Here is a 19,725-nt window from a genome sequence, read left to right as displayed (position 1 = left end):
TCCTCCTTGTCCAAGGCGGCTTCGTTCTCCTCCACCGTCAGCTTCCGACTCCGGCGGTGCGCATGGCAGGGGCCGAACAGCCCTCTTGACGGGCCGACCGGGTCTCCCCGGGGGCGGGCGCACTGTGGCGTGCCCCGCAAGGGGCGCGGGGCTGTGTCGATGTGCGGCTCCTCCCCCACTCTCGGCTTCGCTCAGGGGGACCCCCATCGTGCGTGCGCCCAGCCACATACGGCCCGAAGTCTCAAGACGGCCCCTTTTCGGCCCTCCCGGCGGAGCGCCGAGGCAGTGGCTCGCCCAGCTCGCTCTCGACCGCGTCCGCCATCGCCCGCAGTACGTCGAGCGTCCGGTGGGCCTCCGCCTCGTCGACCAGCGTGATCGCGAAGCCGACGTGCACGATGACGTACGAGCCGACGTCCGCCTCGGGCGTGCAGCTGAGGCAGGCCTCGCGCCGTACGCCGCCGAAGTCGACGGTGGCCATGCGCAGGCCGGCGTCGTCGTGGATCTCCAGGACCCGGCCTGGGATTCCCAGACACATAGAGGTTCACTCCTCCTCGGCGAGCCGGGCGGCGGCGACCGCCGCCTGGCCGTAGCTGATGCCGCCGTCCCCGACCGGGACCTGACCGCCGACCAGCACCCGCAGCCCCTGGGCGCGCAGCCGGCGTTTCACCTCGGTGAGCAGCCTGCGGTTGACGAAACAGCCGCCGCCCAGGCACACCGTGCGCGGCGCGCCCTCGGCCACGGCCCGCGCGGCGAGGTCCGCCGTGACGATCGCGAGCGTGAGATGGAAGGCCGCGGCCAGCCGGGCCACCGGCTCCGCGCCGAGCTGCCGCTCCAGCAGACCGGCCAGGGTCGGTGCGGGGTCGTACACCCACAGGCCCTGCACCCGCACGATCCGGTGGGGGAGCGGTACGGCGTGCTCGCTGCCCGCCGCCGCTTCGAGCAGGACGGCGGCCTCGCCCTCGTAGCTGACCCGGTCGGCGAGGCCGAGCAGCGCGGCGACGGTGTCGAAGAGCCGTCCGGCGCTGGACGCGCGTGGGCAGTTGACGTCCCGGGCGATCATGGCGTGTACGGCGGCGACCTCGGCGGGGTCCAGCCGGTCGGTGAAGGCCCGGGTGAGCCACGGGTACGGGCGCGGGGAGCCCAGCGTCTCGCCGCCGAGCAGATGGCCGAGCGCCGTACGGGAAGGATGGCGTACCGCCGCGTCGCCGCCGGGCAGGGGCGCGGTCGCGAACCTCCCCACGCGGCGGTAGCCGCTCAGATCGGCGACGAGTATCTCGCCGCCCCACAGTGTGCCGTCGTCGCCCAGCCCGAGCCCGTCGTAGGCGATGCCGAGGAACGGTCCCCGTACGCCGTGCTCGGCAGCGCAGGCGGCCACGTGCGCGTGATGGTGCTGCACGGCGATACGGCGCAGCGGCTGCGTCAGCGCCCACTGCGTGGACAGGTAGCCGGGGTGCAGATCATGGGCGAGGACCCGCGGTTCGATGCCGGTGAGGTGCTTGTGGTGGTCGTACGACGCCTGGAACGCCTCGAAGGTCGCCAGGTCGGCCAGGTCGCCGGTGTGCGGGCCGAGGTGGGCGCGGCCGTCGGCGGCCAGCGTGAACGTGTGCTTCAGCTGCGCGCCGACCCCGGCGACCGGCCCCCGCACGTCGAGCGGCAGCGGCGCGGGGGCGAGGCCGCGGGCCCGGCGGACGGTGACCCGGGTGCGGCCGGTGAACTGCACCACGGAGTCGTCGTAGCGGGACCGGATCGGCCGGTCGTGCGTGAGGAAGCCGTCCGCGACACCGGCCAGGGCATGGCGGGCCTCGGCGTCGTCGATGGCGATGGGCTCGTCGGTGAGGTTGCCGCTGGTGACCACAAGGGGCCGGGCGAGTTCGTCGAGGAGGAGGTGGTGCAGGCCGGTGGTGGGCAGGAACAGGCCGACGAGGCTCAGGCCGGGATGCACCTCTCGCGCCAGCGGAGGAGTACCGCGCCACCGTCGACGGGCCAGCAGCACCACGGGGCGCTCCGGAGACCTCAATGCCTGGCGCTCCGCGGCGCCGATCCGGGCAAGCCGGGCGGCCGACTCCACGTCCGGGACCATCACGGCGAACGGTTTCGCCGGGCGGTGCTTGCGCCGCCGCAGCTCGGCCACGGCCCGTGGATCGCCCGCGTCGCACACCAGCTGATAGCCGCCGAGCCCCTTCAGCGCCACGATCCCGCCCGCCTCGACGGCCTTGACCGCCGCCCGCAGTGCCTCCTCGCCGCGCAGCTCCTCCCAGGCCAGGCTTGGCCCGCAGGCGCGGCAGGCGACGGGTTCGGCGTGGAAGCGCCGGTCGGCGGGATCGCCGTACTCCGCCGCGCACTGCGCGCACAGCGGGAAGCGGCGCATCGTCGTGCGGTCCCGGTCGTAGGGAAGGTCCTCGATGATCGTGGCGCGCGGTCCGCAGTCGGTGCAGTTGATGAACGGGTAGCGGTAGCGCCGGTCGCGGGGGTCGCGCAGTTCGCGCAGGCAGGCGGCGCAGATCGCCGCGTCGGGCGGGATCTCGCGGGGGCCGGCGTGACCGGATGCGCTGCGGCGCACGTGGAAACCGGGGTCGTACGCCCGCTGCCGCGGGTTCTCCGTCAGCAGTACCCGGCGCACTCGGGCGAGGGCCGGCGCGTCGTCCCGCAGTCGAGCCGCGAACTCCTCCAGCGCGCGGGGCGGGCCGGCGACCTCGCCCTCGACGTGGCCGTTGACGTTGGCCACCCAGCCGTCCAGGCCGAGCTCGGCCGCGGTCCGGTACACGAACGGGCGGAAGCCGACGCCCTGGACGATTCCCTCAACGTGGAAGTGCCGCACGGTCATGTCTGCCCCCTGGCTGCCACGATCTCGTCCTCGACGGCGTCGGCGAGCGGATCCACGGCGTCGGCGACGGCGGGGGAGAGCCCGGTGCCGAACGAACCGTCGGCGCCTTCCACGGCGTACACGACGAGGCGGTCCGGCATGAGCCCCAGCACCCTGGCGAGTTCGACCGCCTCGCCGAGGCCCAGCCCGTGCGAGCTGGTGGACGGCGGACCGGCGAGGTGCCCGCCGTCGAGTTCGAGGCGGTGCACGCGCCCGGGAGTCCCCGGGTGGGCGTGGGCGGCGTCCACGACCACGGCCAGCGAGGCGCCCTCCCACAGTCCGATCAGCCGGCCGGGGTCGCCGTCGCAGGCGGCGAGCACGGTGTCCGGCGGCAGCGGCCGCTCGTCGGCCCGCTCGCGCAGCCGGGCGACCACGGCCCAGCCCACGCCGTCGTCGCGCCGGAACTCGTTGCCGACGCCGACGACGGCGATCCGCGTGCGCGCTCTCATGTCTCTCACGGTGCGCTGCCTTGATCCGGCTCCACAGGGGCCGAACGACCCATACGCGGGGGCCGATCGTCCCCGGGACCCGGACGCCGACGGATACCGCGCGGTGTCTGCCGACTGGACCGGCGTGCCTCGTGAGCCACTGGCTGCTTGCAGCGTTGCCGACTGGCCGTGCATGCCGATGGCGATGTGCCCGCTTGGACGCACGACCCGTGTGCACGCGTTGTTGCGGCTCGCCTCCCGGCCCGGCTCCACGCAGGGGCGGCGGAAGACCGTGATCCGGCCGGTGGCGTACGGGCGTGTGGAGAGCGGCTCCTTGGACGACCGTGGCATCCAAGGAGCCGCTCTCCAGGGCGACATCGCCGACCTTCAGGGTGGGACGACGGGAGAGGGGGACCCACCTGGGCGCCATGGCCGGCACTCTCGACTTCGTCCAGCGCGGACCGACCGGACCGGAAACGCGCCAGGGTGCCTTGTGGCTGGACCCGTTTCCTCTGCCGGAGCTGTCCTCCTACGGGTTCGCCCTTCGCTACCAGGGGCCCTGGGGAGTGCGGCTGCGAATGGAGCAACGGAGTCCGGAGATCGCGGTGCCCTCGTCGGACCGGTTGCCCATCGACGTTCGGCTGCCTGGCCGTGCCGTCTCCGTGCGGCCGGGGGCGACGTGCCGACCGGTGCTTCCGGACCGACCGGTCACGCCGGGACCACGGCGAGCGGGCAACGGGTGTGCCGCGCGACGTCGTACGCGACCGGGCCCAGCCCGCTGCCGAGTCCCCGCCCCAGCACCATCAGCTCGGCATTGCCCGAGGTCCGGATCAAGGCCGTGGCCGGGTCGAAGAGGACAACGTCCTCGAGGACTTGTACGTACGGGTACTTCTCATGCCACGGGCGCAACACGTCGGACAGGAGCGCCACTTCGTGGTCCAAGCGGGCAGCGAACTCCGGCGCCGACGGTGCACGGGAGACCCGACCGGGCTGCGCGGTGGGAGGCGCCCCGGCGTGCAGCGCGTGCAGCCGCACAAGGCGCAGGCGTGCGGTGTCCAGCGCGAAGTCGATGGCTCCGTCAGCCGGGTCGCGGGCGTCGACAGCGAGCGTCACCTTGTCCGGTCGCCGAACCGGGCCCTCGCGGGCGAGCCCGGTCGGTACGAGGACCACCGGGCAGTCGGAGGCCCCGGCGACGGCCAGAGCCGTCGACCCCAGGGACAGCCCGGCGAAACCGCCCTCACCGCGCAGACCGAGCACGACCATCTCCGCGTCCCTGCTCTGCGAGCACAGCGCCGACGCGGCCGTCCCGGCGAGCCGCACGTCATCGATGTCCAACGTCGGGTGCCGGGCCGCGAGTTCGGCCACGACACGGGCCGCCACGACCTCCGGACGGTACGGCCACAGTTGTGGCGCGTCCAGTCCGGCCAACGGCGTCACATGGACCACCCGCAGTGGCAGCCCGCGCAGCAGGGCCTCGTGCGCGGCCCAGTCGGCCGCGATGCGACTGCGTGCCGATCGGTCGACTCCAGCGACGATCACTCGCTCCATGACGGTTCGCCTCCCGAGGACGTTGCCCCCGTCGCCTCGCGAGCACGCCGGCCCCCGAGCGCGCAGGAGACGCCCTTCCCTCCCACCGTGGTTCAGTGAACTGCAACTGAGCATGGGCCGGTTGGTCCCGGGGGAGGACCTGGCGGCCCCTCCTCGCCGGGCCGCTGTGGCGTGACGCTGGCCATGAGGAGCAGACCGAGCGTTGGAGGTGCGTCATGTTTGCGTCCGTGATCGCCGGAGTCGATGGATCCGCCGAGAGCCTGGCCGCAGCCGAGTGGGCCGCCCGCGAGGCCGAGCGCCGCGACCGACCGCTGCGGCTGATGCACGCTTGGAACTGGCACCCCCGCGAGGTGGACGGAGAGTCCGCGAACGCCGTGCAGCGGCATCTGGCCCGACGGGTCCTGCGTCGGGCCGAGGAGCGCGTCCGCCGTGCCTGCCCCGGCATGCGCCCGCACGACGAGCAGGTCGAGGGTCCCGCGACGGCGGCCCTGCTGCATGCGGCCGAGCAGGCCGACTTGCTGGTGCTCGGCTCGCGCGGACTGAGTGGCTTCACCGGATTCCTGGTGGGCTCCGTCGCCTTGGGCGTGGTGGCGAGGGCCACGCGTCCCGTCGTCCTCGTCCGGGCGGGAGAGGAGGCCGAGGACGAGCATCTGCCCGCGGACGACGGGAGCGCCTCCACCAGGACCGGATACCGGGACGTGGTGCTGGGCCTCGACCTCGGCGACCTGTGCGACGAGGTGATCGAGTTCGGCTTCGAGGCGGCACGGCTGCGCCGGGCACGGCTGCGGGTCGTCCATGCCTGGCAGGCGCCCTCTCCGCTCAGCCTGGGCCCGGGTGAGGTGGGCATGGCGGGTGATTCGCAGCGGGCGCAGGAGTGGCAGGGCTTCCTGTCCGCCGTGCTTCAACTGTGGCGCGACAAGTACCCCGACGTCGAGGTCGTGGAGTCGGTGTCGGAGGGCAAGGCTTCGACCACGCTGATCCGGGCCGCCTCCGGAGCGGGTCTGCTCGTCGTCGGTCACCGGCTGGCCGAGCGGCCGGTGGGGCCGCGCACCGGTCCCGTCACGCATGCCGTCATCCATCACGTCGGCTGCCCCGTGGCCGTCGTACCCCACGAGTGACGACGGAGGGAGTGATGGACGTGATCAGGCCAGTCGTGGCCGGGCTGGACGGTTCGCGCGAGAGTCTCGCGGCGGCCGACTGGGCCGCGAGGGAAGCCCTGCGGCGAGGACTGCCGCTGCGTCTGGTGCACGCCTGGGAGGGGCTGCCCGACGAGGGGACGGAGGCGACCCTGCCGGAACTGAAAGCCCCGCAGTACTGGGCGCGGCGGATGTTGCGCGGCGCGGGCGACCGGCTGAACGAGCGCTACCCGCAGCTGTCCATCGCCGCCGAACAGATCCGGAAGCCACCGGGCCCGGCCCTGCTCGCCGAGGTGGAGAACGCCGAACTGCTGGTGATCGGCAGCCAGGGCCTCAGCGGTGTCGGCGGCTTCCTCTCCGGGTCCGTCGCGATGGCGACCGTGGCCCACGCCGGGCGGCCCGTCGTGCTCGTACGCGCCGGGAACAGCGCGGAGAACGAGCATCTGCCGGACCGGGACGGGAAGCCGTCGGCCCGTACGCCCTGCCGCGACGTCGCGGTCGCCGTCGACGTCGGCGGTTCGTGCGATGCCTTGCTGGAATGCGCGTTCCGGGCCGCGGAGTTGCGCGGTGCGCCGCTGCGCGCTGTGCATGCCTGGCACGTCCCGCTCCGGCACGGCATCCCGTACGCCGAGGAGCGCGCACGAGTCAGGCAGGACGCGGAACGGGAGTTCACGGCGCTGCTCGAACCCTGGCGCCAGAAGTTTTCCGGCGTCTTCGTACGCGAGACGATGCCCGAGGGGCGCGCGGCCCATGTGATCGTGAAGGCCGCCGGCGGGGCGGGCCTGCTGGTGGTGGGCCGCCGCAGGCGCCGCGCCGCGGTCGGGTCCCACACCGGCCCGGTGGCCCACGCGCTGATCCACCACGTGAGCTGCCCGGTCGCCGTGGTCCCGCACGACTGACGCGGCAGGCCGCCTCGTGCGTGCCGAACGGCCCATGCCGGGAGGCCGCTCGGCATCTGCCGGGACGATCCGAGCAGCGGGAACATGAAAGAAGAGACCGGCGTGACACACCACGACCAGGTGTATCGGCGACCCGTGTCCGCGCACCGAGGAAGTGACCCGCAATGTACTGGAACCGCCACGACATGAGTGGATGGGACTGGTTCGCGATGTCGATCAGTACGGTCCTGCTCTGGGCCCTGTTCATCACCGTCGCCGTCCTGCTCTTCCGCACCCTGAACCGCGCCCCAGAAACTCTGAACCGCACCCCCGAGCACACGCACACACCGGCCGCGCCGTCGCCCGAGCAACTGCTCGCCCAGCGGTTCGCGCGGGGGGAGATCGACGAGGAGGAATACCGGCGCCGCCTGGCCGTGCTGCGCGCGGACGGCCCGAGCCTCACCAAACAGTGACCGCGGCCGATCGGCGCGTCATGATGCGTGGCTCAGGGGCACGGGGCGGCTGTCGCCAAGAACGCGACCGGATCCCGCCGCGGGTGCGACCACCGGTACTGAGCCGGGTCAGGCCTGCGTCCGTACGGCATGACCGACGTGGCGACATACCGGCGCCAGACGCCCGCGTCGGGTGTGCGCCTCGACACCCGAGGTGGGCAGGCCGCTCCAGTAGGCGTAGTACCCGCACGACACCGGCGGCCTCTCCTGGTACGCCGGGGCGTCCACGCTGCGGGCGACGAGCGAGTGCTGACCGTCAGCGCCGATCTCCATCCGGGCCTGCTCCACGGTCGCCGAACCGGGCCCGCCGCGGATCCCGGTCACCCGCCCGTCCTCGTCACGGACGAGCTCATGGACGAGGAACCCCTCGCGCACTTCGGCGCCCGACGCCCGCGCGGCTTCGACGAGGACCGTGTCGAGCACGGTCCGTCGGGGTGCCAGGCTGGGCACGCCGTCGAACGGCACCAGCGGAGCATCGAGCGCGAACTCCCCGACGTCGAACCGCATCCGGTCGATCGACGGGCAGTCCGAGGCCACGATTGCGTCAGCAGCCCCCCGTCGCGCAGCTTCGCGACGGCGGGCTCGTGCATCCAGTGGGTCGACATGGTGTCGCTCGGAAAACCCGCCCGGTCGACGACAAGCACCCGATGGCCCGAGCGGGCCAGCAGCATGGCGGTCGCCGCGCCGGCGCACCTGGCTGGGCGACTACGGGGCTGCGATCGATCTGTACGAGCGGGCGTTCACCGGATTCCGGGCGCGTGGTGAGACCCGACTGCCGGCCCGCGTCGCCGGAGGCGACCTCGCGTTCCGCGACGTCGCCGTGCACGGCTACCTCGCCGCGTCGAACGGCTGGATGGAGCGGGCCGAGAGCCTGCTGGAGGAGGCCAGGACCCGGCTGGCGATAGCCCGCACGGTGGCCTCCACCGAACCGGAGGTGGCCCGTGCGGAGGCACGTGCCGCGCTGACAGTGTTTCGAACACCTGGCCGCGGTCCCGGACGCCGACGCTGCGGCGAGCCTGCTGCGCAACCTCGGCAGTCCGGGCCGCGCCTGGTCCCGGCGCGGCGGCACCCTCGCCAAACGGGAGTCGGAGGTGCTGCGGCTGGTCGCCGAGGGGCTGTCGAACGAGCAGATCGCCCAGCGGCTTCACATCAGCAAGCGCACGGTGGAACACCACGTCGGCAGCATCCTCGGCAAACTCGGGCTCTCGACCCGGGCCGAGGCCCTCGCCTACGCCGTCCGACGCGGCCGAGGCTTGACCATGTTCTACGTCGTGAAGCGGCCGTTGACTCGGGCTCCTTGGGGCCTGGCGCGGATCCTTGCCCGTGCGGCTCACGCCGAGCGGGTGTCCCGCTGTCCCGCGTCGCGGCTCGCAGGTGCTTCGGCCGGTTGCCCGCCGCGCCAGGGCGGGGTGGCCTGCCGGCGGGCGGCGCTGCCCTCGTGGATCGCTCGTTCCACCTGACGGCGCAGCCGGTCCTGCAGCCGGTCGGTGACTTCCTGGCTGGTGGCCTCCTGCGCGTGAACGACCACGGTGGTGCGGCCCACCCGGAGGTCGGCCACAGCCGACCACGGGTGCTCGGCGTGATGGGCCGGCGCCTTGGTGATCCTCACCTCGCCGGTGACCGCCGGCAGCCCCGGCCGGTTCACGACAGCGTCGATCTTGGAACGGGCGTACGCGAGGGCCTCCTCACAGACCTCGCCTTCGGCCCGTACCTGGACAACGGTGGCGGTATCGCGGGTTCCAGCGTCCCTGCCAGTCATGCCGACCACTCCTTCTTGTTCTGGTCTTGTGTCGGCTCCAGCCTTTCGCCGAAGGTGGCCGTGGCCCCAGGGCCGATCGGCCCCGGCGGACGGGCCGTGGGTCCCGTCGTGATCACGGCCGGCCCCGCTGGTGGGGCGGGCTCGCGGACTCGCTTTCATCTGAAGCAGCAGCCTTGGCAGTGCCACTGCGACAGCGAGTGGCCAAAGCGCTCATCCGCTGGGGTCGGGCGTGCAGCTGCATCGAGACGCTGCACCACCTGAAACTGCCGTCCCGTCAGAGGGCTTTCGTAGCCTGGCCACATGGTCTTGAGCAACGGACCGGCAAACCGTTCGACATGGCCAACCCGGACGCCAACCCGATCCTGATCGAGGAGGGCCAGCGGGTCCGGCTCGACTTCGCCAACGACACCACCATGTGGCACCCGATGCACTTGCACGGCCACACCTGCCAACTCGGCGACTCCGGCCCACGCAAGGACACCGCCATGGTGCTTCCCAAGAAGAAACTGTCCGTCTTCTTCGACGCCGACAACCCCGGCCAGTGGATGCTGCACTGCCACAACGCCTACCACGGCGAGGCCGGGATGATGACGAACGTCGCCTACCAGGCATGACCTCACAGCCGGCTGGCACGCGGCGTGCATGCGTGCCAGCCGGCCGCCGCCGTGAACCCAGGCAAGAGGCGGGCAGGAAGGGACAGGACGGGCGCGCACGCCCCCTCTGCGGACGCCGCCATCACTGTCTCCGTCTCGCCTGTCTCCAGTCGGTGCGGCGGCGCACACCACCGCACATCGTGCAGCTGGAACACCTCGTCCAGGTCCTGGCGGGTGCCGACGATGGAACCGATGACGGATGTGCCGTTCAGGACGGTGTCGAAGATCGGCACGCTGATAGTGCCGCCTGCGGGCAAGGCGACCATGACCAGCTTGCCGCCGCGCCGCAGACCGCCGTAGACGGAGGCGAACGCCGCGTGCACGGCGCGCAGCGCGGTCCTGCGGCCGGCGGCCGCGTCGAAGACGAACTCCAGCAGCGCCCGGCCGGGTCGCCCAGGTCCTGGAGTCCGACCACGACCTCCCCGCCGTCGTGCTTGGCAGCCGAGCGCGCGTTCGCCCGCACCATGACCACTGGACTCTGTGCCCGGGCGAGCACGTGTTGGCCGACGCAGCCGAGCAGGAACCCGGCGACGCTGCTGTGACCGCTGGAGCCCAGCACCAGCATCTGGGCCTTCTCCGCCTGGCCCAGCAGCACCTCGGCCGCGGTGCCGGACAACTGCTCGGTGCTGACCGTCAGTTCCGGATGCCGCCCGCGCAGCTCCTCCTCGGCCTCCTGCAGAATGCGCAGAGTCCAGCGCTTCTGCCTGTCCAGGTCCGATGCGACGGGCACGTCGTGCGGTAGCCAGGTCCAGGCATGCACCAGATGCAGCGGCGGGGCGCGGCACTGTGCCGCACGGGCGGCCCAGTCGGCGGCGGCCAGATTCTCGGTGGAACCGTTCAGACCGACGGTGACAGGGCGAATCACGGGAAGAGACCTCCGTGTCCGAGACGGGACCAGCGGGCCGCGGGCGATTGCGCCGACCCTCACCCTGAGCCTCACGACAGGACGTCGCGACTCGGAGCGCTCGGCCCGGTGCACGTCGGCCGTGACACCGGCGTCGGTGCTCACACCCTGGTCCTGCGCGATGTGTCCGCCGCATCTGCGCCCGCACCGCACCGGCGCTCGATGGGGCGGCCGTGCGCCATGGCCACAGGCCCGAGCGTCCCTGGCACAGGGGCCGTTCGGCCCCTGCCCCCTTCCCCGGACCGCGGGTGAGGCTGGTGCGACCGGACCGGAGGAAGGTACCTGGGAGGTGCTGGTCGTATGGATGCTTCCACCGCCACCTCGGCATCCGCTCTGCGCTCCGCGCACGAGCGGTTCATGACCTCGCTCGGAACGCCGGAGGGAGTGCGGCGCCTGGTGGCCGACTCGTGGCGGCGCTGCGCGGCGTGCGGCGTACGGCCCGACGGCAGCCGTCTGCCGCCGCTGCGCGGGACGGCCGAACAGCTGGCGGCGTACCGGCGCGCCCATCCGCTGGTCGCTGTGCTCCCCTTGTTCCGGGAGCTGTTGGGAGCCGGTGCCGCGGACGACGGTCACGTCTTCGCGGTCGGTGACACCGACGGAACTCTGCTGTGGGTCGAGGGCGACACCGCGGCTGTGGAGCGCGCCGAGCGGATGCACTTCGCCGAGGGCGCCGTGTGGTCCGAGGCGCAGGCCGGGACCAACGCCCCAGGACTTGTACTGGAATTGGGGCAGCCCGTCCAGATCGTGGCCGGCGAGCACTACAGTGCCGCCGCGCACGGCTGGTCGTGTGCCGCGGCCCCGATACGTGACCCGGGCACCGGCCGGGTGCTCGGTGTCGTCGACCTCTCCGGCGGCGGCACCATCGCCACGCCCCCCGCTCTGGCCGCGGTACGGGGTGCCGCGCTGGCGGCCGAAGCAGAACTCGCCCGCAAGCTGACCGCGCCGGCGGTACTGCTCGGTCCCGACGGGCGCGTGGTGCGTACGCAGGACGCGCCCAGCCCGGGACGGGACGGCGCCGTACAGCTGCTGGCGCTGGGCCGGGACAGCGCACTGCTGGAGTGTGACGGGAGAGTGCAACGACTGAGCCCGCGGCACAGCGAGATCGTGGTCGCGCTCGCCCTGGAGGGCCGCGGCGTGACCGGTGACCGGCTCGCGGTGGACCTGTCGGAGCGGGAGCTGTCCCCTTCGACGCTGCGGGCCGAGCTGACCCGGTTGCGCACGGTGCTCGGCCCCGCCTTGCTCGGGTCACGGCCGTACGCTCTGCTGAGCCCGGTGCGGACCGACTTCGCGGACCTGACCGCGCTGCTCGCCGAGGGACGGGTGGGCGAGGCGCTGGCCGGCTACCCCGGTCCGCTGCTGCCGCGCTCCGAGGCACCGGTCGTCGTGGAGCAACGGCGGGCCCTGGAACAGCAGTTGCGCGGTGCCGTGCTCGGGAGCGGCGACGCCCGGCTGCTGCGCCGCTGGGTGGACGCGGCTTCGGGAGCCGACGACGCCCCCGCGTGGCAGGCCCTTGCCCGCGCGCTCCCGGGCGGTTCGCCGCAGCGCGCCGCCGCGGCGGCGCGGGCCCGCGCACTGGACACCGAATCGTCTCTTCTGCCTCGACTGCCGCAGGTCGGACGGCATGCAGCGGTGTTGCAGCGTTCCGGTACCTAGCGTGCTGAGTATCACCACAACCCTCGTGAAAGGTGACGATCATGCGGTACGACCCTCCGGGCAAGCCCGGCAGTCCTGTGGACGTCGCGCCCCGGTACGAGAACTTCATCGGCGGCAAGTGGCAGGCACCCACCACGGGTGAGTACGCGCCCAACCTGTGCCCCGCCACCGCCAAGCCGATCTGCCAGGTCCCGAAGTCGGGGCCCGAGGACATCGAACTCGCCCTGGACGCCGCCCACTCGGCGAAGGACAAGTGGGGCGAGGCGTCCACCACAGAGCGGGCCGCAGTGCTGAACAAGGTCGCCGACGCCATCGACGCCCACCGCGAGGAACTCGCCGTCGCCGAGAGCTGGGAGAACGGCAAGCCGGTTCGCGAGACCCTCGCCGCCGACATCCCCCTCGCCGCCGACCACTTCCGCTACTTCGCGGCCGCGATCCGCGCCGAGGAGAGCTCGATCACCGAGATCGACAAGGAGACCATCGCCTACCACTTCCACGAGCCGCTGGGTGTGGTCGGGCAGATCATCCCGTTCAACTTCCCGCTGCTGATGGCCGCGTGGAAGCTGGCTCCGGCGCTCGCCGCGGGCAACGCCACGGTGATCAAGCCGGCGTCGCCGACCCCGTGGTCGATCCTGAAGCTGATGGAGGTCATCGGCGACATCCTGCCACCGGGTGTCCTCAATGTCGTCAACGGCCCCGGCGCCGAGATCGGCAAGGCGCTGGCCACCAACAAGCGCATCGCCAAGGTCGCCTTCACCGGCGAGACCACCACCGGCCGGCTGATCATGCAGTACGCGGCGCAGAACATCATCCCGGTCACCCTGGAGCTGGGCGGCAAGTCGCCGAACATCTTCTTCAACGACGTGGCTGCCGAGGACGACGACTTCCTGGACAAGGCCGTCGAGGGACTCGTCCTGTACGCGTTCAACAAGGGCGAGGTCTGCACCGCACCCTCGCGCGCACTCATCCAGGAGGACATCTACGAGGAGTTCATGGCCCGCTGCCTGGAGCGGATCCGCGCCATCAAGCAGGGCGACCCGCTCGACACCGCGACCATGATCGGCCCCCAGGTCTCGAAGCAGCAGGTCGAGAAGATCGCGTCGTACGTCGAGATCGGCCTCAAGGAGGGCGCCGAACTGCTCGCGGGCGGCCACCGTTCCGCCCTCGGCGGTGAGTTCGCGGACGGCTACTTCTACGAGCCGACCGTCCTCAAGGGCCACAACAGGATGCGGGTCTTCCAGGAGGAGATCTTCGGACCGGTCCTCGCGGTCACCACCTTCAAGGACGAGGCCGAGGCACTCGAGATCGCCAACGACACGCTGTACGGCCTCGGGGCCGGTGTGTGGAGTCGTGACGGCAACCGCAACTACCGGATGGGCCGCGCCATCAAGGCCGGCCGCGTCTGGACGAACTGCTACCACCAGTACCCCGCGGGGGCCGCGTTCGGTGGCTACAAGGTCTCCGGCATCGGCCGCGAGAACCACAAGATGGTGCTCGACCACTACAGCCAGACCAAGAACCTCCTGGTCAGCTACGGCACCAAGCCGCTCGGGCTGTTCTAGCCGTACCAGCGATTCCAGCGGATCCGAAGGGGTGCACCGACATGCCTGCGACGCTAGCGAACGGCAACGCCGGGCGCGTCACCGCCACCCGGGCGGCGCACCGGGCCATCCAGGCCCTGCGCGCCGCCCACGGTCGGTCGGTGATGTTCGTCCAGTCCGGCGGCTGCTGCGACGGAAGTGACCCCATGTGCTTCCCGGGCGGCGAATTCGCCCTCGGCGAGGGCGACATGCTGCTCGGCGTCCTGGACGGCGCCACCTTCCACATCGACGCCGACCTGTACGAGGCGCTCGGCCGCCCGCGCCTCGTCCTGGACGTCGAAGAGGGCACACCGGGCGGCTTCTCCCTCGCAGCAGGGGACGGGCTGCGTTTCGTCACCCGGATCGAGGACCCGGCAGAGAGCCGATTTCCGGCTCAGAGCGCATTCGAGGAGCAGATCATGAAGGCAGCAGTCGTCACCGACCTCGGGAAGCCCCTGGAGCTCCAGGACCTTCCCGTCCCCGAGCCCGGCCCCGGCCAGGTGCTCGTCAAGATGGAGGCCTCCGGGCTCTGCCACACCGACATCCACGCCGCGCACGGCGACTGGCCGGTCAAGCCGCAGCCGCCGTTCATCCCCGGCCACGAGGGCGTCGGCCCCGTACAGGCCGTCGGCGAGGGCGTCAGCACAGACCTGCTGGGCAAGCGGGTGGCGATCCCCTGGCTCGGCTCGTCCTGCGGCACCTGCCGCTACTGCGTCTCCGGCTGGGAAACCCTCTGCGAGAGCCAGGTCAACTCCGGCTACTCCGTGGACGGCTGCTACGCCGAGTACGCCGTCGCCGACGCGGGCGCGGTCGTCCGGGTCCCCGACGGTGTGTCGTCGTTCGACGCGGCGCCGCTGACCTGCGCGGGCGTCACCACCTACAAGGCGATCAAGGTCGCGCGCGTGGTGCCGGCCGAGCGGGTCGCCGTCTTCGGCGTCGGCGGCCTCGGCCACCTGGCCGTCCAGTACGCGCGGCTCGTCGGCGGCTTCGTCACCGCGGTCGACATCGAACCGGACAAGCTGGGCCTGGCACACCGGCTCGGCGCCGACCAGATCGTCAACGCCCGGACCCACGACCCGGTCGAGGAGATCAAGAAGGCCGGCGGCGCGGACGTGGCCGTCGTGCTGGCTGCCTCGCCCAAGGCGTTCGAGCAAGCGTACAAGTCGCTCAACCGCGGTGGACGCCTGGTCATGGTCGGGCTGCCCGCCGACAACGCGGCGATCAACGTACCGATCTTCGAGACCGTGCTCAGCGGGATCTCTGTCATCGGCTCCATCGTCGGCACCCGTCAGGACCTGGCCGAGGTGTTCGCACTGCACGCCGCCGGACGCACCCAGGTCATCGCCGAACCGCGGCGACTGGACCAGGTCAACGACTCCTTCGACGAGGTTCTCGGCGGACGAGCCGAAGCGCGGCTCGTCTTCGAGTTCTGAGAGTTCTGTGGCCCGGCACCACCGGGTCACAGGGAGAGGCAGCAGATCATGGGAACCCTCACCATCGGTGCCGTACGGGAGCGGGCACCCGGCGAACGCCGTGTCGCCCTCGTCCCCGAGGCCGTCACCCTCCTGCACCGGGCCGGACTTGACGTCCTGATCGAGACCGGTGCCGGCTCCGGGGCCTGGTTCACCGATGCCGAGTACACCGATGCCGGCGCGACTGCCGTACCCGCGGACGAGCTGTACGCGCGAGCGGACGCCGTTCTGTGCGTGGGCCCGCCCGATGCGGAGACGGCTCAGGCCCTGCGCGCCGGGCAGACCCTGATCGGCCTGCTCGAACCACTGCGCCACCCCGCCCTGGCCGAGGAACTGACCGGACGCGGGGTCCGCACGCTGAGCCTCGACCTGCTGCCGCGCACCCTCAGCCGCGCCCAGTCCATGGACGCGCTGACGTCCCAGGCCAGTGTCGCCGGCTACAAGGCGGCACTGCTGGCCGCGGACTCGTACGACCGGTTCTTCCCGATGCTGACCACGGCGGCGGGCACCATGCGCCCGGCGCAGGTCCTGGTCCTCGGTGCCGGAGTGGCCGGGCTGCAGGCGATCGCCACCGCCCGCCGCCTCGGCGCCGTCGTCTCGGCGTACGACGTACGCCCCGAGTCACGAGGGGAGGTGAAGTCGCTCGGCGCCCGGTTCCTCGACATCCAGAGCCCTCCCAACGGGGAACCGGGCACCGGACAGGGCGGCTACGCACGGGAGTTGACCGAACAGGAACAGCGGGCCCAGCGGGAGGCGCTCGACGCGCACATCGCGCGCTCCGACATCGTGATCACCACGGCTCAAGTGCCGGGACGCAAGCCTCCGTTGCTGGTGTCCGCGGCCGTTGCCGAGCGGATGAAGCCCGGCTCGGTCGTCGTCGACCTGGCGGCGAGCGAACTCGGCGGCAACGTAGCGGGCACCGAGCCCGACAAGACCACCGTCCTCGACAACGGAGTCACCCTCATCGGCGCCGGACGCCTTCCCTCCGCCATGGCGACCGCCGCCTCCACGGCGTACGCCCGCAACCTCGTCGCGCTGCTGCGCCACCTCGTGCGCGACGGCGAACTCGTCCTCGACCCGGCCGACGAGATCACGGCCGCACTCACTGGAGGAGCGTCATCATGAACGACCTCGATCTCCTCACCGCGATCACCGTCTTCGTGCTGAGCGTCCTGGTCGGCATCGAGGTCATCAGCAAGGTCCCGGCGACCCTGCACACCCCGCTGATGTCCGGCTCCAACTCCGTGCACGGCATCGTCGTCATCGGCGCGATGCTGATCGCGGCCGAGTCGCACACCTGGCTCGGCTACGTCCTGGCCTTCGTGGCGATGGTGTTCGGCGCGATGAACGTGGTCGGCGGGTACGTCGTCACGGACCGGATGCTGGAGATGTTCAAGGCCAGGCCGGCCGCCGCGAAGCCCACCACCGGCGCACACGAGAAAGCGGAGGTGTGAGCGCCATGGACACCGTCTCCAACGCCGTCCACTACATCTTCCTGGCCGCGGCCGCCTGCTTCGTGATGGGCCTGCACCTGATGAACCACCCGCGCACGGCCCGCCGCGGCAACACCCTCTCCGCCGGAGCCATGGCCCTGGCGATCGCCGCCACCGTGTGGCTGGTGACGGACCAGGACCGGATCAGCCGGACCGGCTGGCTGGTACTGATCGCGGGAGGCGTCCTCGGCGCGGCGCTCGGCCTCTGGGCCGCACGCGAGGTCCGGATGACCGCGATGCCGCAACTGGTCAGCCTCTTCAACGCCGTCGGCGGTGGCGCGGCCGCGCTCATCGCGCTGGGCGAGCTCGTTCAGGCCGACCCTCCGGCCGCTCTCGGGGCCCGGGTCTCGCTGCCGGGCGCGCTGGACATCGTCATCGGCGCGGTCACCTTCTCCGGATCGCTGATCGCGGCAGGCAAGCTGCAGGGCGTCGTGTCCGGCGCTCCGGTGGTGTTCCCAGGGGCGCGGCTGCTGAACGTCCTCCTGCCGGCCTCCTTCGTCGCCGGCACGGTTTGGCTGGTGCTGGCGCCCGACAGCCAGGTCGCGCTGTACGGACTCGTCGTCGTGGCGCTGCTCTTCGGTGTGACGATGGTGCTGCCGATCGGTGGCGCGGACATGCCCGTGGTCATCGCCCTGCTGAATGCCTTCACGGGTTCCGCGGTCGCGATGGCCGGTTTCGTGCTCGAAGAGACCGCGCTCATCATCGCGGGCATGCTCGTCAGCGCCTCGGGCGGCATCCTCACCAAGCTGATGGCCGACGCCATGAACCGCTCCATCGCCAACATCGTCATCGGAGGCTTCGGTACCGGTGATACGGCTGCCCCGGCGGGAGGGGTGGGCGGCGCGGCCGCCCAGGTGCGCCCGGTCTCCGCGGACGACGTGGCGATTCAGCTGGCGTACGCGAGCAAGGTCATCTTCGTGCCGGGATACGGTCTGGCCGCAGCCCAGGCCCAGCACGAACTCGGCGCCCTGGCCCAGCTGCTCACCGATCACGGAGTCGACGTCAGCTACGCGGTCCACCCGGTCGCCGGCCGCATGCCCGGACACATGAACGTGCTCCTGGCGGAAGCCAACGTCCCCTACACCCAGCTGAAGGAGATGGACGACGTCAACCCCGAGTTCCCGCAGGCCGACGTCGCCCTCGTCATCGGCGCCAACGACGTCACCAACCCGATCGCCCGCCACCCCGGCAACGCGATCTCCGGTATGCCGATCCTCGACGTCGACAAAGCCAAGAGCGTTGTCGTCATCAAGCGCTCGATGGGCCACGGCTACGCGGGCATGGACAACGAGCTCTACACCGATCCGAAGACCGGGATGTTCTTCACCGACGCGAAGAAGGGACTGAGTGAACTCAAGGCGGCGGTGGGGGAGTTCGTCGGCTGACGGGCACCTGCTGGCCGCACGACTGCTTGGGCCCTCGCGTATGGCGCGAGGGCTCAGGCAATGTCCGGTTCAGTCGTGTCCGACTTGCGCACGGCACCCTGCCGATCTACTTGGTGACCGCGTTGTCGGGGCAGACACCGAAGCAGTTGTCGCACTCGAAGCAGTCCTCGCACGATATGCAGCGCCGGGCCACGAACAGCACGTGGGTGCGACGGGTTCCCGACTCGTTCCGGTGGGCCGGGACCGGTGATTCACTCGTGTGGGACGACCGCGACCGGGCAGCGGACGTGGTCCATCACCGCGTGTGCGATCGGCCTGGTGTGCGTGCCGAGCCTGGACGGACGGGTCCTGCGGCCGACGACCAGCAGGCCGACAACCAGCAGGCCGGCGTCCTGCGTGGAGTGCAGCAGCTGGCGCGCCGCACACCCCCTAGCTCCCGGACCTCCACCGTGGGGTACTTCTCCCGCCTCGGTCGGAGCACGGAGGCCAGCGCCCGCTCGGCGGCCTGTTGCGCTGCGGCGCCCACCTTCGCTTCCACCGCGTCGCGCCGTCGCGATAGAGCATGTGCCGTCGCCGGGTGCGGCGCCATGTCGTCACGACGGCGGTTTCGCCTGCGTCTGGGCGGCCTGCAGATCGGCGAGCAGCTCGGCCTGCCCGGCGAGCACTCCGGAAAGGATGGTGCGGGCGACCCTGAGCAACTCAGCGATGTGCGGACTGGTCAGCGAGTAGTACACGGTCGAGCCCTCCTTGCGGGTCACCACCAGGTTCGCCCGGCGCAGCACCGCGAGCTGCTGCGACAGGTGGGCCGGCTCGATCCCCACCTCGGGCAGCATCTCCGCCACCGCGTGCTCGCGCACGCTCAGCAGCTCCAGGACCCGGATGCGCGCCGGGTGGCCGATCGTCTTGAAGAACTCGGCCTTCAGTTGGTACAGCGGCGTGCTCATCGTGCCGTCTCCTCCCCGGCGGAGCAGTACGGCCGTATTGGCCGGTCCTCGGCGCATCGCATCCACTCACTCGTCAAACACATGGGGTCCATCCTCGCCTGCGGCAGCGGCCACGCCGAATCCACGCACGAGAATCGAACCACCCGAATCCAGTGGTTACGACATCAACAATTGCTAAGATTAGCAACTCCATACGTGATGCCGGGGAGGCTTGCGTGAGAATCATTCCGCTGCGTGGCGCGACCGTCGCCTGGTTCAAGTGCCCCTCATGCCGCCTCAAGTGCCGGCCCACCGCCGTCGGCCCGGACGGCCAGTGCCCACGGTGCGGCGAGGCCCGCATGCTGAAGCTGTCCTTCGGCGGTCGGACCAGCAAGCCCACGTCGAACGACGGCCAGAGCTAACCCGCACTCGGCGCACGGATTCGCGCAGGGGGTGGGGCATGGGTGACTGGGCCGTCCAGTCCGGCGGCGGGATCCGCTTCGAGACGGGACGGCGACGGGGCCTTCGCCGCCGGTCA

The 19,725-nt window shown here is 71.6% G+C and carries 18 protein-coding genes and 5 pseudogenes; 14 read left to right on the top strand and 9 right to left on the bottom strand.

All coding sequences use genetic code 11. The annotated features are described in order from the left end of the window. Nucleotides 1-241: 241 nt before the first annotated feature. Genes OHA11_RS06665 through OHA11_RS06655 form a run of 3 tightly spaced genes read right to left on the bottom strand, consistent with a single transcriptional unit; the run spans nucleotide 242 to nucleotide 3,312 of the window. Nucleotides 242-535 (bottom strand): HypC/HybG/HupF family hydrogenase formation chaperone, encoded by a 294-nt coding sequence (locus OHA11_RS06665; RefSeq protein ID WP_266492930.1) that lies wholly within the window; start codon nucleotides 533-535, stop codon nucleotides 242-244. Between the two features lie 6 nt (nucleotides 536-541). Then, nucleotides 542-2,824, bottom strand: coding sequence for a carbamoyltransferase HypF (hypF, locus tag OHA11_RS06660; RefSeq protein ID WP_266492929.1), 2,283 nt, complete (start codon nucleotides 2,822-2,824; stop codon nucleotides 542-544). Beyond that, nucleotides 2,821-3,312, bottom strand: a complete 492-nt coding sequence (locus tag OHA11_RS06655; protein WP_266492928.1) for a hydrogenase maturation protease — start codon at nucleotides 3,310-3,312, stop codon at nucleotides 2,821-2,823. The genes hypF and OHA11_RS06655 overlap by 4 nt, the downstream gene beginning before the upstream one ends. A 340-nt stretch (nucleotides 3,313-3,652) precedes the next feature. Between OHA11_RS06655 and OHA11_RS06650 the strand changes: the two are divergent. Then, nucleotides 3,653-3,992: pseudogene (locus OHA11_RS06650) on the top strand (glycosyl hydrolase family 65 protein); the annotation flags it as partial. A gap of 7 nt (nucleotides 3,993-3,999) precedes the next feature. Here the strand turns inward: OHA11_RS06650 and OHA11_RS06645 are convergent. Further along, nucleotides 4,000-4,839 (bottom strand): universal stress protein, encoded by an 840-nt coding sequence (locus OHA11_RS06645; RefSeq protein ID WP_266492927.1) that lies wholly within the window; start codon nucleotides 4,837-4,839, stop codon nucleotides 4,000-4,002. Nucleotides 4,840-5,054: 215 nt separating this feature from the next. Here OHA11_RS06645 and OHA11_RS06640 point away from each other — a divergent pair, with 215 nt between their 5' ends. From OHA11_RS06640 to OHA11_RS06630, 3 genes are all read left to right on the top strand, one after another. Next, nucleotides 5,055-5,957, top strand: coding sequence for a universal stress protein (locus OHA11_RS06640; RefSeq protein WP_266492926.1), 903 nt, complete (start codon nucleotides 5,055-5,057; stop codon nucleotides 5,955-5,957). A 14-nt stretch (nucleotides 5,958-5,971) separates the two neighbouring features. Next, nucleotides 5,972-6,874 carry a universal stress protein gene (locus OHA11_RS06635; RefSeq protein WP_323186530.1) on the top strand — a complete coding sequence of 301 codons (903 nt, stop codon included), beginning with the start codon at nucleotides 5,972-5,974 and terminating at the stop codon, nucleotides 6,872-6,874. Nucleotides 6,875-7,059: 185 nt separating this feature from the next. After that, complete coding sequence (locus OHA11_RS06630; protein WP_266492924.1) at nucleotides 7,060-7,326, top strand: SHOCT domain-containing protein; 267 nt, start codon at nucleotides 7,060-7,062, stop codon at nucleotides 7,324-7,326. 108 nt (nucleotides 7,327-7,434) lie between these two features. On the opposite strand, the gene OHA11_RS06625 is transcribed toward OHA11_RS06630, so the two are convergent. Then, nucleotides 7,435-7,902, bottom strand: coding sequence for an NAD(P)/FAD-dependent oxidoreductase (locus OHA11_RS06625; protein ID WP_266492923.1), 468 nt, complete (start codon nucleotides 7,900-7,902; stop codon nucleotides 7,435-7,437). A gap of 443 nt (nucleotides 7,903-8,345) precedes the next feature. Between OHA11_RS06625 and OHA11_RS06620 the strand changes: the two are divergent. Then, a pseudogene (locus tag OHA11_RS06620) lies at nucleotides 8,346-8,588 on the top strand (response regulator transcription factor); the annotation flags it as partial. Nucleotides 8,589-8,695: 107 nt separating this feature from the next. Here the strand turns inward: OHA11_RS06620 and OHA11_RS06615 are convergent. Beyond that, a complete protein-coding gene (locus tag OHA11_RS06615) occupies nucleotides 8,696-9,124 on the bottom strand; it encodes a hypothetical protein (protein WP_266492921.1) in 429 nt (142 codons plus the stop codon). 320 nt (nucleotides 9,125-9,444) lie between these two features. On the opposite strand from OHA11_RS06615, the pseudogene OHA11_RS06610 reads away from it, so the two are divergent. Beyond that, a pseudogene (locus OHA11_RS06610) lies at nucleotides 9,445-9,738 on the top strand (multicopper oxidase domain-containing protein); the annotation flags it as partial. Between the two features lie 2 nt (nucleotides 9,739-9,740). Here OHA11_RS06610 and OHA11_RS06605 read toward each other — a convergent pair. Together OHA11_RS06605 and OHA11_RS06600 are read right to left on the bottom strand one after the other, a co-directional pair. After that, entirely contained in the window at nucleotides 9,741-10,010 is a 270-nt protein-coding gene (locus OHA11_RS06605) for a hypothetical protein (protein ID WP_266507874.1), read from the bottom strand. 284 nt (nucleotides 10,011-10,294) lie between these two features. Beyond that, a pseudogene (locus OHA11_RS06600) lies at nucleotides 10,295-10,642 on the bottom strand (universal stress protein); the annotation flags it as partial. A gap of 339 nt (nucleotides 10,643-10,981) precedes the next feature. Between OHA11_RS06600 and OHA11_RS06595 the strand changes: the two are divergent. The 7 genes and pseudogenes from OHA11_RS06595 (at nucleotide 10,982) to OHA11_RS06565 (ending at nucleotide 18,264) form a co-directional block, all read left to right on the top strand. Next, nucleotides 10,982-12,334 carry a GAF domain-containing protein gene (locus OHA11_RS06595; protein ID WP_266492918.1) on the top strand — a complete coding sequence of 451 codons (1,353 nt, stop codon included), beginning with the start codon at nucleotides 10,982-10,984 and terminating at the stop codon, nucleotides 12,332-12,334. Nucleotides 12,335-12,372: 38 nt separating this feature from the next. Beyond that, on the top strand, nucleotides 12,373-13,896 hold the full coding sequence (locus OHA11_RS06590; protein WP_323186760.1) for an aldehyde dehydrogenase family protein: 1,524 nt from the start codon (nucleotides 12,373-12,375) through the stop codon (nucleotides 13,894-13,896). A gap of 41 nt (nucleotides 13,897-13,937) precedes the next feature. Further along, nucleotides 13,938-14,267 (top strand): annotated as a pseudogene (locus OHA11_RS06585) (DUF779 domain-containing protein); the annotation flags it as partial. Nucleotides 14,268-14,333: 66 nt separating this feature from the next. Beyond that, entirely contained in the window at nucleotides 14,334-15,347 is a 1,014-nt protein-coding gene (locus tag OHA11_RS06580) for a zinc-dependent alcohol dehydrogenase (protein ID WP_266507006.1), read from the top strand. Nucleotides 15,348-15,395: 48 nt separating this feature from the next. Next, nucleotides 15,396-16,511, top strand: a complete 1,116-nt coding sequence (locus OHA11_RS06575) for an NAD(P) transhydrogenase subunit alpha (RefSeq protein WP_266492914.1) — start codon at nucleotides 15,396-15,398, stop codon at nucleotides 16,509-16,511. After that, nucleotides 16,508-16,840, top strand: coding sequence for an NAD(P) transhydrogenase subunit alpha (locus tag OHA11_RS06570; protein WP_266492911.1), 333 nt, complete (start codon nucleotides 16,508-16,510; stop codon nucleotides 16,838-16,840). Before OHA11_RS06575 ends, OHA11_RS06570 begins: the two co-directional genes overlap by 4 nt. Nucleotides 16,841-16,845: 5 nt before the next feature. Further along, complete coding sequence (locus OHA11_RS06565; RefSeq protein ID WP_266492909.1) at nucleotides 16,846-18,264, top strand: NAD(P)(+) transhydrogenase (Re/Si-specific) subunit beta; 1,419 nt, start codon at nucleotides 16,846-16,848, stop codon at nucleotides 18,262-18,264. A 593-nt stretch (nucleotides 18,265-18,857) separates the two neighbouring features. On the opposite strand, the gene OHA11_RS06560 is transcribed toward OHA11_RS06565, so the two are convergent. Beyond that, the gene (locus tag OHA11_RS06560) at nucleotides 18,858-19,208 is read right to left on the bottom strand and encodes a metalloregulator ArsR/SmtB family transcription factor (RefSeq protein WP_266492906.1); all 351 of its coding nucleotides are present in this window, start codon (nucleotides 19,206-19,208) and stop codon (nucleotides 18,858-18,860) included. 215 nt (nucleotides 19,209-19,423) lie between these two features. On the opposite strand from OHA11_RS06560, the gene OHA11_RS06555 reads away from it, so the two are divergent. Next, complete coding sequence (locus tag OHA11_RS06555; RefSeq protein ID WP_266492904.1) at nucleotides 19,424-19,609, top strand: hypothetical protein; 186 nt, start codon at nucleotides 19,424-19,426, stop codon at nucleotides 19,607-19,609. Nucleotides 19,610-19,725: the final 116 nt, after the last annotated feature.

Origin of the sequence: Streptomyces sp. NBC_00878 (assembly GCF_026341515.1) — a bacterium.
Taxonomy (GTDB): domain Bacteria; phylum Actinomycetota; class Actinomycetes; order Streptomycetales; family Streptomycetaceae; genus Streptomyces.
This window is presented reverse-complemented; position numbering and strand designations above follow the sequence as displayed.